Here is a 16,592-nt window from a genome sequence, read left to right on the forward strand (position 1 = left end):
TAACTTTGTGTTTGAATACAAATCCCTTCCCGACTACTCTATTATTTTTCCAACGTTAATTCGTAGGTTTTATTATCTTCTGCATAAAATTCAAATAAATCATCCTCTACTTTTGTTAATATTTGATTATTTATACTAGCTTTTAAATTAGAATTTATTCTTACACGACATACTCCTGTTTGTGAGGCATAAATATTTACATATTTTATTTGGTGATTCTCCCACTTTATTTCTAATTCATAACCTCCCCTTGCTTTTAGCCCTTTAACATATCCATCCTTCCATGCATTTGGTAAGGAAGGTAATAGATTGATTTCTTTACTATGACTTTGAACAATCATTTCAGCTATTGCTGCAGTACCACCAAAATTACCATCAATTTGAAACGGTGGATGATTATCAAATAGATTTGGCAAAGTAGATATCTTTAACAGTTCCATCAAATTATCATAAGCGTCTTCACTTTTGTGTAATCGCGCCCACATGTTAATAATCCATGCTCTACTCCAACCAGTATGACCTCCTCCATGTTCAAGTCGTCTTTTCAATGTAGTTTCAGCTGCTTTTGCTAAAATTGGTGTGGTGATTGGAGATATTTGATTACTAGGATGAAGAGCAAATAAATGAGATATATGACGATGACCAGGCTCTGCTTCCTCATAATCTTCCAGCCATTCTTGAATTTGTCCGTATTTCCCCACCTTTATTTGAGGTAATTTTGACTTTAATTGAAGAAGATGTTCTCTAAACTCTTTATCTATCTCTAACAATTCACTTGCAGAGATACAGTTAGTAAATAGATTATAAATAATTTGACTATCCATAGATGGTGCTTCACACAAATTACCTTTCTCTCCATTTGGCAATAGATACGTATTCTCAGGAGATACAGAAGGTGTGGTGATCATTAACCCATCTTTATTTTCAACAAGGAAATCTACGAAAAATAAAGCCGCTTCTTTCATAATATCGTAAGCTTGTTTTAAAAATTCTATATCACTTGTATATTCATAGTGGTCCCATAGATGTAAACAAAGCCACGCAGCTCCTAATGGCCAATAACTAGCAGGTAAATAAATATCCTGTGGAGCAGTATCCCCCCAGATATCTGTATTATGATGAGCAGTAAAGCCACGGCAGTTATACATTTTTTTTGCCGTTATTCTACCAGACTCTCTCATTTTATCTATGTGTTTAAGTAATGGAAGGTGGCATTCGGATAAATTACAGGATTCAGCTGGCCAGTAATTCATTTGTGCATTTATGTTTATCGTATATTTACTATCCCAAGGTGGAAGCATTCTGTCATTCCATATTCCTTGCAACGTAGCTGGTAATGAATTTGGCCTGCTAGAAGATATCATTAAATAGCGTCCGAAATGAAAATAAGTATTTATTAAATCAATATCTGCTTTTCCATGTTGTAATAGAGCTAAGCGCTCGTTTGTTGGTAAAACTGATTTAATCTGGTTTTTATCCGATAGTTCCATTTCCACACGATTAAATAGTGCCTGATAGTCTTTTATATGGTCTTCCTTTAAATCCTCATAACCTTTCTCTTCTGCGTCGGCTAATGATTTTAAACATTGTTTCTCTGGCTCTTGAAATCGATAAGTAGTTGCAGCAGTCAGAAAGATAGTTACTGCACTTGCATTAGTTACACATATACGATTACCCAGTGTCTTCACCTCTCCATTCTCAGCAACCGCTTTCAATGCACAAGAAAAAGCAATACCATCTTTTCCACCTGTTTCACCTCGCATGATAACACTATCGTTAGAAATTTGTTCTGTAGTATCCAGATTTCTACAATTTCCCCTATCTAGACTAGCCTTAAATGTAATCGAGTTTTCTTCGGAAGCAGACAATCTCATAACCATTACTTGGTCCGGATAACTCATAAATACTTCTCTTTGATATTTAATATTATTTGATAGAAAGGTCGATTTTACAACTGCTGTTTGCAAATCTAGCTCTCTATAATAATCCGTATAGCCATTAACATCATTAAAATCCATACTAATCTCCCCTAATGGTTCATAATGACGTTGCGACTTTGGAATACCCGAGAAACATAATTTTGCTAATTCTTCCGATTCTTTTAATTTTCCTTCTGACAGTAAATTTCTAATTGTTGATAAATTAGATAGCGCGTCTGGATTTATCCTGTCTCGCGGGCCACCATACCAAATAGAATCTTCATTTAATTGTATTTTTTCATTTGATACTTGACCAAAAACCATTCCACCTAACCGCCCATTTCCAATTGGCAGTGCCTCATTCCATTCTTCTGCAGGTTCTTTATACCATAATTTTTTATTTGATTTCCCCATTCTTCACACCTCACTTAAATAATATATTAGTGTTACTAATAGCTGTTTTATTAAAGCCCAGACCTTCAAAAAAGAGGCCTGGGAGTGTTACTTAACTCGTTGTTTCTTGCCATGCAGCGTTATATTCTTTTATGATTTCATTTCCTCCTTGAGAGAGCCAATCCTCAACAGCTGCTTCAAATTCCTCTTTGTCAATTTGTCCTAATATATATTGATAGGTAGCATCTGTTATGATTTGTTGTAAACGTGTACTATCCTGTACAAAAGTTTTTGAATATAATGGTTCAGTTGGGTTCACGATCAGATAATTCTCATTATCTTTGATTAACTCTTCTGATTTCACTTTCACTTCATACTCCATCAATGATTCATAACTTCCTCTTGTCTCTTCTTCTCCAATTAAAAGTGCATTATATGGCTTTACTTCACGTTCAAATAATGCATCATCTACTAGCTTGGCCTTACCATCAACTATTTCATAGTGTTCACCTTCAAAACCCCAATTTGCTATATTTGCCACTTCCGAAGTCATCATTTTATCGAAAAATGCTAAGATATTCTTTAATTCTTCTTCCGATTCAACTGAGCTCTTAGGAAACATCATGACACTTCCATAACCCGGTAAAGACCACACACCAAATTCACCATCTGGACCTTCTACATAGTTATTCACATCATATTCCAGCTCAGGATTAATAGCGATAGCATCATTATATAAACTCCCTACATCACCCATTGCTCCAACGTATATACCTGCAGTACCGTTTTTAAACATTTCTTGTTGATCCGTTTTACTTGTGACAGGAAAATCTTGATTGACATAGCCTTTGCTGTGCATCTCCTTGAGGTAATCCATCGTTTGCATATACTCATCAAACATAAACTCAGGTAATAGCTGGCCGTTATTTTGTCCCCAGTAATTAGGTGTTCCAAACCATGAAGATACCGTTTTAAATGCACCGTAAATAAGGTCACCTCTATCAGCAAGTCCCATCGTATCATCTTCACCGTTTCCATCTGGATCATCTTCTGTAAAGGCGCGAGCCATTTCCATAAATTCTTCTGTTGAAGTAGGGGCATCAATACCTAAATTATCAGCCCAATCTTTACGATAGATATATCCTTGACGTGATAACGGTATTCCTGTGTACAAACCATAAACTTTCCCGTTTATTAAAGTATTCTCTATTACATTCTCTTTCAATTTTGACAAATTCTCATATTCTTCGATATATGGGCCTACTTCCCAAAATCGATCATCCTCGATAGCATCTCGAAATTGATTTATCTCCTGAGAACCGACATTAATTACATCTGGCAGTGAATTCGTTGCAAATGCTGAATTCAATCGATCATAGTAGTTGCTAGCTGGAATCCATTGAATGTCAATATTTGTGTTGGTTAATTCTTCAATCTTATTTTGTACCCTCTCTTCCGGCACTTCTGATGTATGAAGACCTACTATCATAGAAAATTCAAAAGGTTCATCAGATTGAGAGCCATCATTATTACTACTCTCTGAATTGTTTTCACTACAAGCGATTGTCACTAAAAACATCAAAGTTGTAAGCATCAATAGCATAACTCTTTCTTTCCAACTATTCACATATATCTCCCCTATTATTATTTTTAATATTATAAAAAAAGAATGAAATTAAATAATATCCTCTTTCCTACCTATTCTGATTAATAAACAAACTTAAGGTACTTTCCCTTGTTCTATTTTGTTGGACTCAACTACAAAACTCTCTTCAAAAAATTAGAAGCATCTAAGTTGGGCTATCGTATGCAATGATAAGACACAAATCTCATTTTATTGTTCTAATTAATTCCGGCAAATCCCTATTAGACAGGGAGCCATAGAGAGCCGTCTTCTATATAAGTATTATTTATAAAAAACACCTGATTGGTATTGCCCACATTAACCCTCCCTCTCTGTATTACATCTTCAAAGTTAAATCAAATTTCTTTCTTATAAATCTCTGTGACTCAGCAATTCACCTCTCTTTTGTCAATGTTCATTATACGTTTAATATTAGTAAACCCCTGTTAAATTGTATATAATCACTTTTACATTGAAAGAAAACGCTTACCGGTGATGGTTAGTAATTTTTTTTGTTTTAAGATAATCATTTTCACTTATTAATTTTGTATCTTTAATGATGATTATTTCCAACGCTATTTTCAATAAAACCCCTGTCAATATAGTGCTCCTTTGCCTTATATAATGATTATTGCAATGGTATCTTCAGAGAGAGACAATTAAAGTATTACTATTCCTTCATTTTTCATATTTTCTTGAATCGATAATATATTAATATCTAAGCCGGTGATTTTTAACAAAAAAAATAAAATGATTTGTTTCAATTTGAATGACTAATTAAATACTTTTCGCTATCTGAGAAAATGATGACTATCTATTTACGATTCTGTTTTTAACGTGTATTCTGATATTATGAAAGCGTTTAAATAATTCCTCTCATTCTTCGCCTGTTTTAAAACAAGCTTAAATCTAGATACAAACAACATTCATTTTTAATACTTTAAATAATCGATTAAAAGATCCAAGGGGAGTTATATATGAAAAATTCAAAAAAAAAGCACTATTATAAGCTAGTTGCTTTTTTTATATTACTAAGCTGTTTACCTGTAATGTTGACTGGAAGTCTTTCTTATTCACAATCTTCCAAAGCAGTTGTGGATTTTTCTAATGATGAAAAAAAACAAAACCTTTATCAAATACAAACAAATGTTGAACAAGTATTAAAGTATGTTGATTTATCTGCTACATATTTTATTAATTCTAGTAATGCTCAACAATTGCTATTCGAAGATATATCTCCCGATTTATACACTGATTTTCGCTGGCTAAAAAGTGAGTTAGTACAATTGCAAAATATTGAGTACGGAATTGAAGATATCGTATTTGCAAATTTAGACAATAAATGGCTTATCAATAATGAAGGTTTCTTTCAATTAGATGAAAACACTTCTAACCAAATAAACTCTCATTATCTACAAAAATCAGGGAAAACACATTGGCTTATTGAAGAAAAAGACCAAATCAGACTTCCTAATGCCACAATAGGTAATTGTTCAAAATATATTTACCTAGTAAAAGAGCTACCATTATTATCTACGAGGTCAACTAGCATTATTGCCATATTCATTCCGGCTTGTGAACTTACTAAGATAATGTCTAAAAGTAACAACAATGAATCTTTTCTCATTCTGGATGAATATAATCAAGTAATTGCACACAGTAATGCAGAATATACGGAAGATATTTCTTCAGTTTCTTCTTCCTTATTCAGTAATATAGAAAATAACGATGCTGAAGGCCAATTAAATTTATCTATTGAAGATACTACTTATAAAGTTACTTATGATTCATCTTCATATAATAATTGGACTTATATTTCCTTTGTTAAAATAAGCGACTTACATAAAAAATCGAGTTCGGTTGGCTTATTAATTATTATCATTGTTTGCATCTTGCTAATAGTATCTATTATTTTATCGGTTATCGGCAGTAACTTCCTATATAAACCTATAAAAAAAATAAACATTGCTATTTTTGGGAGTTTAGACAAAAGTCAACAAACGGTCAATCAAACAAGTGAATTTGAATTTATTGAAACACATATCGAAAATTTACTGGATAAAAACAAAAAATTAAAACAAAGAATGCAAAATCAAATAATACAACTCAAGCAATTATTTATGATTCGACTATTACACGGAAGAATTGATGAAAATGAAATTCAACTCAAACTTCAATCATACCATTATCCTCAAAATTGGAATTGGTTGACGGTTTTTTCCATAAAAATTGATGTAACTGAAGATAATAATTTTAATGAAAATGATCAAGAACTGATTTTATTTGCTATCAATAATTTAATTAATGATATCATTCCAAACAAAAATAGATTAACACCTATAGTTCTGAATAACACCCAAACTACTGTCATTATTACAGAAAGCACAAGTGAACCATCATATACTCGAAACATTAATAAAAACGCAGAGTTGATACAAAAAAAAATTAAAGATCTGTTACACGTAAGTATAAGTATTGGTATAAGTAATAGATTTAAAAACTTACATGAAGCAGAGAACGCATTTAATGAAAGTATGGAAGCTCTAAAATATCGTTTAAAAATGGGGAACTCCTCAGTAATCTATTATAAGAACTTGAATCACAATTATTCAAACCTAGCTCCTTACCCAATAGCAATAATTAACAAATTATTTGATTTTATAAAAATAAGCGATTATAAAAATGCTAATATGGAGGCTCTACTATTTTTTGAATATATTGAACGCAATGAAATCAAGCACCAACAGCTCAATATTATTCTTTCGCGTTTTTTATTTGAACTATTTGAATTGAAAGAATCATTGGGAGTTCAGTTTGAAGATTTCGACTCCATTGATATGATAAGGCAGCATCATAGCTTAAAGTCATTTGATGAACTAAAAAATTGGATACTATATAATGTGATTCAGTCTTTAATCATTAAACTTGATGCAAAAAATGAAAGTAAAAACAAAAAAATATCCTATAAAATAATAAGGATGATCCATGAGAATTATAACCAAAATATTTCATTAGAGTTTGTTTCGTCTAGGCTACACTATAACCCTAATTACCTAAGTAATATATTCCAAAAGGAAATAGGCTATACTTTTACTGAGTACCTTTTAGAATATCGGATAAATAAAGCAAAACACTGGTTAACAACTACTAATATGTCAGTAAAAAGTATAGCAACAGAATTACAATATAAGAACTCACAAAACTTTATTCGATCATTTAGAAAAATGGAAGGAATTACTCCAGGAAAGTATCGTTCTAATTTCGAAAGGAAAGAGGAAGGATTACTATAATAGAGTGACCCAATAATATGAAACAGGAAAAAACACCCCAAGAATCGTATGAATTTTTTGGAAAAAAGAAGATTTGTAATAGCAGAAGGCAGATAAAATGAAGTGTAGGCTTTTAGTTCGAAGGGAGGATGTCTTCCTCCCTCCTTCCATCTTAATTAGTTTTTTATTTATTCACTCTACAACGGATTACCTCGTGAAGGTGATTTACCTCTTCCTCTTTTTTGCTCATCAGGCATTTTTTCATCCGGATTTGTAGGAGCATAATTAGGTTTTTCTTTTTTGCGTTGTTTGGACATGTAATTCCCTCCATGATGATAAATAGGCTACTATTATGGTAGCCTGAATTTGCCGATTTATTCTTAATTATCCTTTAATTATGTAGGCCCTTATTTTCACCGAACTTAATTATTCGAATATAAATAAGAATAAATAATGTAAGCAGTGTGAATTTTTGAAAATATATTAATACTTTTTTGATTAAGTGAGGCTTGCCTCAGTTGGGGTCTTACGGACGGTTAGCTTCGTTATAAAAGTTAAGCGCACCTTGTTCGAAAAGGAGTTTAAGAATGAATACCTATGAAAAGAATTATTGGACGGTTTACCTTGACTTTCTTGATGACTTTGCAGAATTAGAATACAAAGGGTACCCATTAGTTTATCTTCTCCACTATGGAAGTTTAATCAGAGAAAACAAGGAATTGATCGAGGCATTACATGATCCTGCATATACTATATCTCTTAAAAATACATTAAACGACTTATCTGACATTCAGCAAACATTCAGTAAGAAGAAAGCAACGATACAAAGACCTTTTAAGAAAAATAAGAATGGCAAAATACTCTTACACGATGTATATGACCTTTTACGATTTCCAAACGACACCTTCTATCATTATTTTGACAAAAGAAAGACACTGATACTGCAAGACACTATTCCTCAAAGGAAAGAAAAACAATATCTTGTTGGATTGAAAGGCTATCCAATACAAAACTTTGACAACTATAAAAAAGATGTGACAGATCCGATCAACAAACTGAAAAAGAAAGCACAAGTAATCTTATCTAAGTTCCCTAATCATTTAGTCTATACTAATCAAACTTTCAGAAGTAGATTGTTTATGCAAATAGCTAAAATAGTTAATCGTATTGAAGAAGTAGCGAACTTATTTAGGAAAATGTCAATCTCCACTGTCATTGTCCCTTCCACCCATTACCCTGAAAGCCGTACATTAGTTTTTGTTGCGGCTGGTTATGGGATCCCGACTATTTGTATGCAGCATGGGATTATCTCCAGTGAATTCGGTTATATACCAAAAATTGCAGACATCGATGCCGTTTATGGGCAATTTGAAATAAATTGGTATCAACAGAACGGAATAAATAAAAAAGATTTAGAAATCATCGGACATCCAAGGTTTGATATGATCAACCAGGTACCAAAGATACGTAAAGAAGAAATAAAACAAAATCTTGGAATTGACCCAACTAAGAAAACCCTTTTACTGATTATCCGAGGGCAGCTTCTCTTTGAAAAATGGAATGCTTTCCTCGACCATTTAGGCACCAAAGATAACATAAATGTGATAATCAAGGACTTTAGATATAAAGAGAACCATCCTCTTCTAGACACCCATTCCTTTGTCTATGCTTCCAAAGGGTATCATCATTATGACCTTTTCAGCTTATCAGATGTGGTTGTTTCTTATGCTTCCACAGTTGCTTTGGAAGCTATGTTAGCCAAAAAACCTGTATTTATTTTAGATGAAGCCTTCCCTGGTAATACCGGTTATTATCATAATATGGAAAAACTTCTACAGTCTGACCCTAAGCAACTATCAAAATTGGTCACTGATTTTTTCACAAATAAAAATTTACAATCATATATGGACAATACAATCACTGAATTTCTATCGCAAAGTTATAGCAACAAAATTTCTTCTGGTAAGAGGTTAATGCGTTTAATTAACAGGCTTTCAGAGTAAAATATGATGAATTTTCAACTAAGAGTTCTCAAAATAATCCGTTATTATTTGACTATATCGAGAAATAAATGTAACTTTTTAATTGGTAATTCGTCTAATTTAGAGATGAATATATTACTGCAATATATGAAAAAAATTCTAATAGATTAATAGACAAAGGTGAGGTATTTATTTTGAGTGAACTTCGAACAGACAGAAAAAATAGAAAAAAATCAAACAAGTGGAAAAAGCGAATATTATGGATTGTTTTATTATTGTTTATCTCCGTCATTGGCTACGGTATATACTTATTTGTGAATGTTTATGGTGCAACGAAAGAATCCCATGAGGAGATAGTTCGTCCAGATGGTAAGTCAGAGCTTAGAGAAGATGAAGTTACGATTGGAGATGACCCTATATCCATTTTATTAATTGGTGTGGAGGATTACGAAACAGATGGTCAGAATGGTCGTGCAGACACTCAAATTGTAGTGACAATAAATCCGAATACAAATCAAATGACAATGACAACTGTACCTCGTGATACAAGGATGGAATTTTCAGCAGAAGAAGCCGGACAATATGCAGGCTTCCATAAAATGAATGCATCTTACACTTACGGGTCTATTTTTGACTATGGTGCCAATAAACTGACTGTTGAAAAGGTAGAACAATTGCTTGATATCCCCATTGATGAATATGTCACCGTGAATTTTGATGGGTTTAGAGATATTGTGGACGCACTTGGTGGCGTCACAGTTGATATAAAAGAGCCATTCTGGGAAAAGAATTTCTATGTAGGCGGAGAGAAAATTTATTTTGAAGAAGGAGAAAGCATATTAAATGGCGAAGAAGCCTTAGCTTTTGTACGGATGAGAAAACGGGATGTAAATGATATTTATTCTCGAGATGAAAGACAGCGTCAATTTATCCAGGCATCTATTGATGAAGCTATTTCAGCAGAATCACTCTTCAAAGTGGGAGAAATCACGGATATTTTAGGTGAAAACGTGACTACAAGCTTGAGTGCATCAGAAATTTTTAATTTACAGAAAGCATATTCTTCCATGAATTCTTCTAATATCAAAACTTTTGAAATAGAAGGTGGAGATCAAAAAATAGATGGTACTTGGTATTTCATACCATCAGAAGAGGGAATAAACACTACCTCTCAACAATTGAAGCAAGAACTGGAATTGGAATTGGAAGAGGGAAATACTAGCGATTATTCTGCTGATGAGGATCAAATTTTCGAAACGGAATAGCCTGTGGCTGAGCTTATTCTCATTTTTGAAACCAATTCGCACAATTCAAAAAAAGCCTAAATGTTTTTCAATTTAGGCTTTTTTCTTGTGATGATCTAACTGAAATATTCTGTACTTAAACCAAGATAAATTAATGCTGATACAACAAGAAAACCGGAAAAGAATAAAACTTTATTACGAGTGGACCATCCTCGCATCCAGCCCCACCTTTTTTCACTGACATCAAACCAGAAGTAGTCAGCTATAATGGCTACAATGATAACTAAGGTGGCTATAATAGCCTGCATAATCTCTCCTCCCTCCTTCTATTATCACAGATTCCAAATTCATTCCCCGCTATGTCGTTTACTTATAACTATATTCTATTCTATTTTCCTTTTACCAATTATTGTAATAAATAAATATGATTCAATGAGACTTTTTGTGAATTTTGTTATTTTAAATAAATTTAAAAGTGATGCTCTCTTACATACCACATAGAAAAATACTCCTCTTTTTAGGAGGTTTCACACAGCTTTCTTATTTCAACTTTTGTGATAACCGAATCATATCCCTACACCAGATCCCGTTTTCAAAAATATCTTCTTCATAGTGTCTTACAAAAAAATCACGATCTATACTATTAATCCTGAATCCACATTTTTGATATAGAGCTAACTGCCCGATACTTGAATTCCCTGTTCCTACTTCGATAGTTTTATAACCATTTGCTGTTGATTTTTGAATCGCATCCATGATTAATTGTTTTCCAACACCTTTTCCTTGCTCGTGCTCAGAAACAGCTATATTTACTAATTCTATTGTATTTGGTTTTGTAGGTAGTAGAATATATACTCCAATTATTTTATTATTTTTCTCAGCTATATAACAGGCTCCACGTTTCAGATATTCCTCTATCAGCTTTCGAGAAGGATCAGCTAGGAACAATAAATCTATTGGCGGTTTGTCGTTTTTATTTAATTTTCTAATTTGCAAAGTAACTCCACCTTTTTTAAATTCATATTAACTTAATTTTAAAAAAGACACACCCCCTTTGAAGGAATGTGTCCTAAAATATAAGCTGAGAGAAATTGTTTTTTTAGTATAAAATACATAGCTACTCGGTCGTTAATTACTTTATGTCTTTCTTTTTTTTATACGACCTATTCCAAGTTTTTTTGCTTCTTCACGTAAAGCTTTCAATAGGCTAATTGCCATTAAAACAATAATTACAGAAAACGGTAAGGCTGCTATAATCATCATATTTTCTAAAGCTTGAAGACCACCTGAGTATAGAAGCACTATTGCTATTGCAGAAAGCAAAATCCCCCATGTGAATTTTATTTTATTACCAGGAGAATGTGATCCGTTTGTTGTCATCATACTCAATACATATGTTCCTGAATCAGCAGATGTAATGAAAAATGACCCAATAAGCACCATAGCAGTTATGGATGTTACTAGAGGCCATGGATAATGCGAAAAAACGCCAAATAACGATTCTTCTGCAGATAGACTTGATATCTCAGCAATACCATTATGCTCAAGTGAAATCGCAGAACCTCCGAAGGTTGAGAACCATAAAAAAACAACGATTGAAGGTATTAGTAGTACAAAAAAAACAAATTCCCTAATACTTCTTCCTCTAGAAACTCGGGCAATAAAGATACCTACAAATGGTGCCCATGCAATCCACCAGGCCCAATAAAAAATTGTCCATCCATTAATCCATCCACGAATGTCTTCGTTTAAAGGTGCAATCCTAAAGCTCATCTGTGGTAACGTTTGAAAATATGAACCAATCGTATTGGTAAATAAATTTAGAATAAATAACGTTGGACCGAATAAAAACATAAGTAAAAATAAAGCTCCGGCTAAAATCATATTAGCATTGCTTAATATTTTTATTCCTTTACCTAATCCAGACCATGCCGATATTAAAAAGAGTACTGTAACAATGGCAATAATAATAAATTGTATCCAAACAGTTGTAGATACGTCAAATAGATATGCCAAACCACCATTGATTTGAACTGCCCCAAACCCTAGCGATGTTGCAACACCAAGAACAGTTGCCAATACAGAAAAGATGTCAATAGCTTTTCCTGTAATGCCTTTCACCTTATCACCGAAAATCGGCTGTAAAGTTGCACTTATTAAACCCAATTTATTGTGTCTAAAATGAAAATAGGCAATTGCTAGAGCAACGATGGCATATATACTCCAAGCATGAATCCCCCAATGGAAAAAAGTAAATCTAAGTGCATCCTTTATAGCTTGATCGGTACCAATTTCACCAGTAGGAGAACTAATTGCATAATGGCTAATCGGTTCTGATGTGCCATAAAAAACAAGCCCTATTCCCATTCCGGCACTAAATAACATAGCAATCCAAGTCGGTCGAGAAAATTCCGGTTTTTCATCTTGATTTCCGAGCTTAATCCGACCAACAGGAGAAATTAATAAATATAGACAAATAACAAGCACAATAGTGACCAGGATAAGATAATACCATCCAAATGCATCAGAAAAGAAAGCTTGAATATTCGACGTGATCTCGTCTAATACATTTGGAATAATAATTCCAGCAATAACGAGCATAGAAAGTATACATATGGATATGTAAAACACTAAATAACGTTGTTTCATCACATTACCTCCTACATGTGTTAACGGTATAGATTAGTATTCTCTTTTTTTCTTATATAATGTAAAAAGTAGCGAATCTTTATGTTAGCTAGGATACATCTTATCTTTTCTCCATTTAATTATGATTTTATAGATGAATAGTAAAATTATGGTGATTATAATGGATTTTTTTAGGATTGCAGTGAGAATCAGAAATGGCGGTCACAACATTCCGACTGAAGATATTATCAGAAGAAACACAACTTCTTTCAAACACCTTAACGAGTATGTACATATTATTGATAATAGTGAAGGTAGTGGGTACTAACTGTTGTAGAGCAATTTAAAAATACTAACACAAAACAGATCTTATATATTTGATTAAATTTAGCTAACTAACTCTTCAATTTTATTCACATTCAATACATCAAAAAGCGCTTTAGCACACTAAGGGTAACAAAATGCGAACATCAGTTGATTGGACATAAAAACACTCAAAACTAGGAAGACATATAAAAAGGCTGAAACCCTTTAGTACCAAGGATTTCAGCCTTTTACATAGGATGATTCCGATTGGGCTCGAACCAACGACCTCCACCCTGTCAAGGTGGCGCTCTCCCAGCTGAGCTACGGAATCATATTTTAGTTTCTATTTAAATATATGAGAACTCGTAGTAATTGTCAATTGAATTTTAAACAATATTGCGCCATTCATCAAAATTATGTAATCCAATCATTAACGAATCCATTGTTTCAATACCTTTACAATTGTCATATTCTTAGGCGTAATTGCTATTACATCCTTTTATTACCAAACAATTAAACATTGGTAAACTTTTCTGCCACCTATTACATCAAGCTTCACATGGATTGGAAAAATTATCAGAGCGATTCTTTATATTACATTTGCTAGTCTAGTAGATAGATTAATTTGCAGGAGGTAATGAATTTGAAAATAAAAGCTTTATTAACTAGTTTAATTGTTATTACAGGTCTTACGGTTATGCCTGGTTTCGTTGATGCGTATACAGTAAAAAAAGGAGATACGTTCTGGAAAATTGCACAAAAACATGGAGTATCTACGAATGAACTTATGCATATTAATAACTACTCTTCTTCCATTTTATACCCTGGTGATAAACTCACGGTACCAGCGTCTATTTCAGAATCGGACAAAGCATTAATAGCTAGACTAGTTCATGCAGAAGCAAAAGGAGAGCCATACGCTGGAAAAGTGGCAGTGGCAACTGTTATCTTAAATCGTGTCGACCATTCTAACTTTCCAAACACTATAAAAGGTGTTGTGCATGAAACATATGAGAATGGAGCGATCTATGCATTCAGTCCTGTTGAAAATGGGGAAATCAATAAACCAGCTGATAGTGAAGCAAAACGTGCAGTAGAAGAAGCAATCGCTTTTCGTGGACAAGGGCAAGGTTCGATTTATTTCTATAATCCAGAAACGGCTGCAAGCGCTTGGATTTTTGACCAACAAACAACAGTGAAAATTGGGAATCACGTATTTGCAAAATAAGAGAACTGGAGCTACCAGTTCTCTTTTTTCTTTATTTTACTCATATACCTCTGTCGGCACATGAATTTCTTGATTTCCTGCAACATATGGTGCAATCTCATATTGCTGGAACACCAAAGTAATACCATCATCTGTAAAATAGAATGCCGTATCCTTCGTTAACTTAATATCTTCTTTTTTCAAATCTGGATAAAATATATCTGGACGCTCAGTGGCATACTCCCATACATAATCACGAACCGCTTCAATTTGCTCCTCCTCTGTAAGGATATTGGTTAAGTATACACGCTTTCCCTTATCCATATCATAATTAAAGGACTCGACAGTAGTGTTACCATGTGCCCCTCCACTGAAAATATAATTACTTGTCAAGATACTCAATTTGGAAGCTTGGTTATATTTCACTTCATAATCAGTTTGATATTCCGCATGAAAATCATATTTCTTACTTTGTTCTTCATTTTCCTTCAGTTCTTTAAAAGACTCTTTAATATACTTCTGGAATGTCTTATTGATTTTATCTTCCATCCCGGGTTTTTCAGTTTCTGAAACTTGAGGATATTTTAATGCCTCCATATCCTTATATATTTCATCTGTTACCAGAACAGTTTGACTATTCGCTAATACCGGGGAAGTTATCATCGCAAAGAATAATAAGAATAAACAGAGCTTCTTCATTTAAGCACACATCCTTTTTTGCTTAGCTTACCTAGAATAATCGTAAACATACATGTGTTTTTGGTGAAAAAAAATGGGAATAACTAAACCATAGGTGGTGAAGAAAATGTCGATTGAACAAATAGTGATCTTACTTTTTATTGGCTATCTTATTTTTACAATTGATACAAAGAAAGAGAACTTTCCTGTTCCTACTGTTTTAATATTACTTGGCATAGGGCTTGCTTTTATTCCTTTTTTTGAGACGATAAAACTAACGGAGAATACTATTTATCATATTTTTTTGCCTGCTTTATTATTTGTATCTGCCTATCAGTTTCCTATAAAGGATTTCCGTCAAAATGCAAGCTTAATTATTTCTCTTGCAACTATCGGGATTATTTTGAATGTACTTATATTAGGTTATTTGATTGCTGTTATCTCCCCTGTTGGTTTAGGTAGTGCTTTTGTTATTGCTGCTATACTTACACCTACTGATCCTGTTTCGGTTGTTTCCATTATCAAAAAAGCAACCGGAAATGAACAGATCGCCAGTATGGTCGAAGGGGAATCCATGTTAAATGATGGGACTAGTATTGTGCTTTTTACTACTTTATTTGCTATTACCACACGTGAAAAAGGATTCTCATTTTCTGCTTTTCTTGGTGACTTTCTATTCGTTTCATTAGGAGGAATTGCGATCGGTCTTGTCTGTGGTTATTTAGTTAGCAAAATTGTCCACTATTCTCATTATCGTAATTATCAAATTATGCTCAGTATTATTTTGGCATATGGTTCTTTCTTGATTGCTGAGGCTGTAAATGTTTCAGGTGTCTTAGCAACTGTTGCAAGCGGGATGATGATTTCGTTTGAATATGGACGAGCGATAAAAGAAGCTCATTTTCGTGAATCATTAGATGGGTTTTGGATGATTGTGGAAAACAGTTTACTTGCAATATTATTTTTAGTTATCGGTATTGAAATTACCGAATATTTAGCTATTGATTATTGGTTATATGCTGTCACCATTTTTCTGTTTATGATTTTCGTTAGGTTTATCATTACCTATGCTGTAACGAAGGTGATTCATTCTCTTTCCTGGCGTTATAACTTGTTAATATCATGGGCCGGACTAAAAGGATCGATGTCTGTCTTTTTGATTCTGACATTATACGCAAAAAATGCAAATGTCATTGACAGTGATTGGATGGTTGGTGTCAGTTTTACTGTTATCCTATTGTCACTAACGATTCAAAGTCTTAGTATGGCACCCATATCACGATGGTTGTTAAAATAATGCATCTAAATGGAAATCCTGTTAAAATACTTAATGATAAGGAGG

Annotated in this window: 11 protein-coding genes and 1 tRNA gene; 5 read left to right on the forward strand and 7 right to left on the reverse strand. The window is 33.1% G+C overall.

Features of this window, described 5'->3' with window-relative positions; translation table 11 throughout:
- Positions 1 to 41: 41 nt before the first annotated feature.
- Together GI584_RS16715 and GI584_RS16720 are read right to left on the reverse strand one after the other, a co-directional pair.
- On the reverse strand, positions 42 to 2,333 hold the full coding sequence (locus GI584_RS16715) for a glycoside hydrolase family 95 protein (RefSeq protein WP_153791925.1): 2,292 nt from the start codon (positions 2,331 to 2,333) through the stop codon (positions 42 to 44).
- Between the two features lie 91 nt (positions 2,334 to 2,424).
- Positions 2,425 to 3,891 carry an extracellular solute-binding protein gene (locus GI584_RS16720; protein ID WP_407647419.1) on the reverse strand — a complete coding sequence of 489 codons (1,467 nt, stop codon included), beginning with the start codon at positions 3,889 to 3,891 and terminating at the stop codon, positions 2,425 to 2,427.
- Positions 3,892 to 4,913: 1,022 nt separating this feature from the next.
- Here GI584_RS16720 and GI584_RS16725 point away from each other — a divergent pair.
- From GI584_RS16725 to GI584_RS16735, 3 genes are all read left to right on the forward strand, one after another.
- Complete coding sequence (locus tag GI584_RS16725; protein WP_153791926.1) at positions 4,914 to 7,226, forward strand: helix-turn-helix domain-containing protein; 2,313 nt, start codon at positions 4,914 to 4,916, stop codon at positions 7,224 to 7,226.
- A 566-nt stretch (positions 7,227 to 7,792) separates the two neighbouring features.
- On the forward strand, positions 7,793 to 9,208 hold the full coding sequence (locus GI584_RS16730) for a hypothetical protein (RefSeq protein ID WP_153791927.1): 1,416 nt from the start codon (positions 7,793 to 7,795) through the stop codon (positions 9,206 to 9,208).
- A 173-nt stretch (positions 9,209 to 9,381) separates the two neighbouring features.
- Positions 9,382 to 10,452, forward strand: a complete 1,071-nt coding sequence (locus GI584_RS16735) for an LCP family glycopolymer transferase (protein ID WP_153791928.1) — start codon at positions 9,382 to 9,384, stop codon at positions 10,450 to 10,452.
- A gap of 95 nt (positions 10,453 to 10,547) precedes the next feature.
- Here GI584_RS16735 and GI584_RS16740 read toward each other — a convergent pair whose 3' ends face one another.
- The 4 genes from GI584_RS16740 to GI584_RS16755 form a co-directional block, all read right to left on the reverse strand.
- On the reverse strand, positions 10,548 to 10,739 hold the full coding sequence (locus GI584_RS16740) for a hypothetical protein (protein ID WP_153791929.1): 192 nt from the start codon (positions 10,737 to 10,739) through the stop codon (positions 10,548 to 10,550).
- A gap of 232 nt (positions 10,740 to 10,971) precedes the next feature.
- Positions 10,972 to 11,427: a GNAT family N-acetyltransferase gene (locus GI584_RS16745; RefSeq protein WP_153791930.1), complete on the reverse strand. Its 456-nt coding sequence runs from the start codon at positions 11,425 to 11,427 to the stop codon at positions 10,972 to 10,974.
- A gap of 141 nt (positions 11,428 to 11,568) precedes the next feature.
- Complete coding sequence (locus GI584_RS16750) at positions 11,569 to 13,080, reverse strand: glycine betaine uptake BCCT transporter (protein ID WP_153791931.1); 1,512 nt, start codon at positions 13,078 to 13,080, stop codon at positions 11,569 to 11,571.
- Between the two features lie 543 nt (positions 13,081 to 13,623).
- Positions 13,624 to 13,696: transfer RNA gene (locus GI584_RS16755), tRNA-Val, on the reverse strand.
- Positions 13,697 to 14,062: 366 nt separating this feature from the next.
- Between GI584_RS16755 and GI584_RS16760 the strand changes: the two genes are divergently transcribed.
- Positions 14,063 to 14,593: a cell wall hydrolase gene (locus GI584_RS16760; protein ID WP_228552434.1), complete on the forward strand. Its 531-nt coding sequence runs from the start codon at positions 14,063 to 14,065 to the stop codon at positions 14,591 to 14,593.
- 36 nt (positions 14,594 to 14,629) lie between these two features.
- On the opposite strand, the gene GI584_RS16765 is transcribed toward GI584_RS16760, so the two are convergent.
- Complete coding sequence (locus tag GI584_RS16765) at positions 14,630 to 15,271, reverse strand: DUF3298 and DUF4163 domain-containing protein (RefSeq protein WP_153791932.1); 642 nt, start codon at positions 15,269 to 15,271, stop codon at positions 14,630 to 14,632.
- Positions 15,272 to 15,377: 106 nt separating this feature from the next.
- Here GI584_RS16765 and GI584_RS16770 point away from each other — a divergent pair, with 106 nt between their 5' ends.
- Complete coding sequence (locus tag GI584_RS16770) at positions 15,378 to 16,547, forward strand: cation:proton antiporter (protein WP_153791933.1); 1,170 nt, start codon at positions 15,378 to 15,380, stop codon at positions 16,545 to 16,547.
- The last annotated feature ends 45 nt before the right edge of the window (positions 16,548 to 16,592 follow it).

Origin of the sequence: Gracilibacillus salitolerans (assembly GCF_009650095.1) — a bacterium.
GTDB classification, from domain to species: domain Bacteria; phylum Bacillota; class Bacilli; order Bacillales; family Amphibacillaceae; genus Gracilibacillus; species Gracilibacillus salitolerans.

What these genes read in the sequence shown, in the direction of transcription:
- GI584_RS16715 (WP_153791925.1), bottom strand. Translation starts at nt 2,333, where the DNA reads ATGGGGAAATCAAATAAAAAATTATGGTATAAAGAACCTGCAGAAGAA.
- GI584_RS16720 (WP_407647419.1), bottom strand. Translation starts at nt 3,891, where the DNA reads ATGTTTTTAGTGACAATCGCTTGTAGTGAAAACAATTCAGAGAGTAGT.
- GI584_RS16725 (WP_153791926.1), top strand. Translation starts at nt 4,914, where the DNA reads ATGAAAAATTCAAAAAAAAAGCACTATTATAAGCTAGTTGCTTTTTTT.
- GI584_RS16730 (WP_153791927.1), top strand. Translation starts at nt 7,793, where the DNA reads ATGAATACCTATGAAAAGAATTATTGGACGGTTTACCTTGACTTTCTT.
- GI584_RS16740 (WP_153791929.1), bottom strand. Translation starts at nt 10,739, where the DNA reads ATGCAGGCTATTATAGCCACCTTAGTTATCATTGTAGCCATTATAGCT.
- GI584_RS16750 (WP_153791931.1), bottom strand. Translation starts at nt 13,080, where the DNA reads ATGAAACAACGTTATTTAGTGTTTTACATATCCATATGTATACTTTCT.
- GI584_RS16760 (WP_228552434.1), top strand. Translation starts at nt 14,063, where the DNA reads ATGCCTGGTTTCGTTGATGCGTATACAGTAAAAAAAGGAGATACGTTC.
- GI584_RS16765 (WP_153791932.1), bottom strand. Translation starts at nt 15,271, where the DNA reads ATGAAGAAGCTCTGTTTATTCTTATTATTCTTTGCGATGATAACTTCC.
- GI584_RS16770 (WP_153791933.1), top strand. Translation starts at nt 15,378, where the DNA reads ATGTCGATTGAACAAATAGTGATCTTACTTTTTATTGGCTATCTTATT.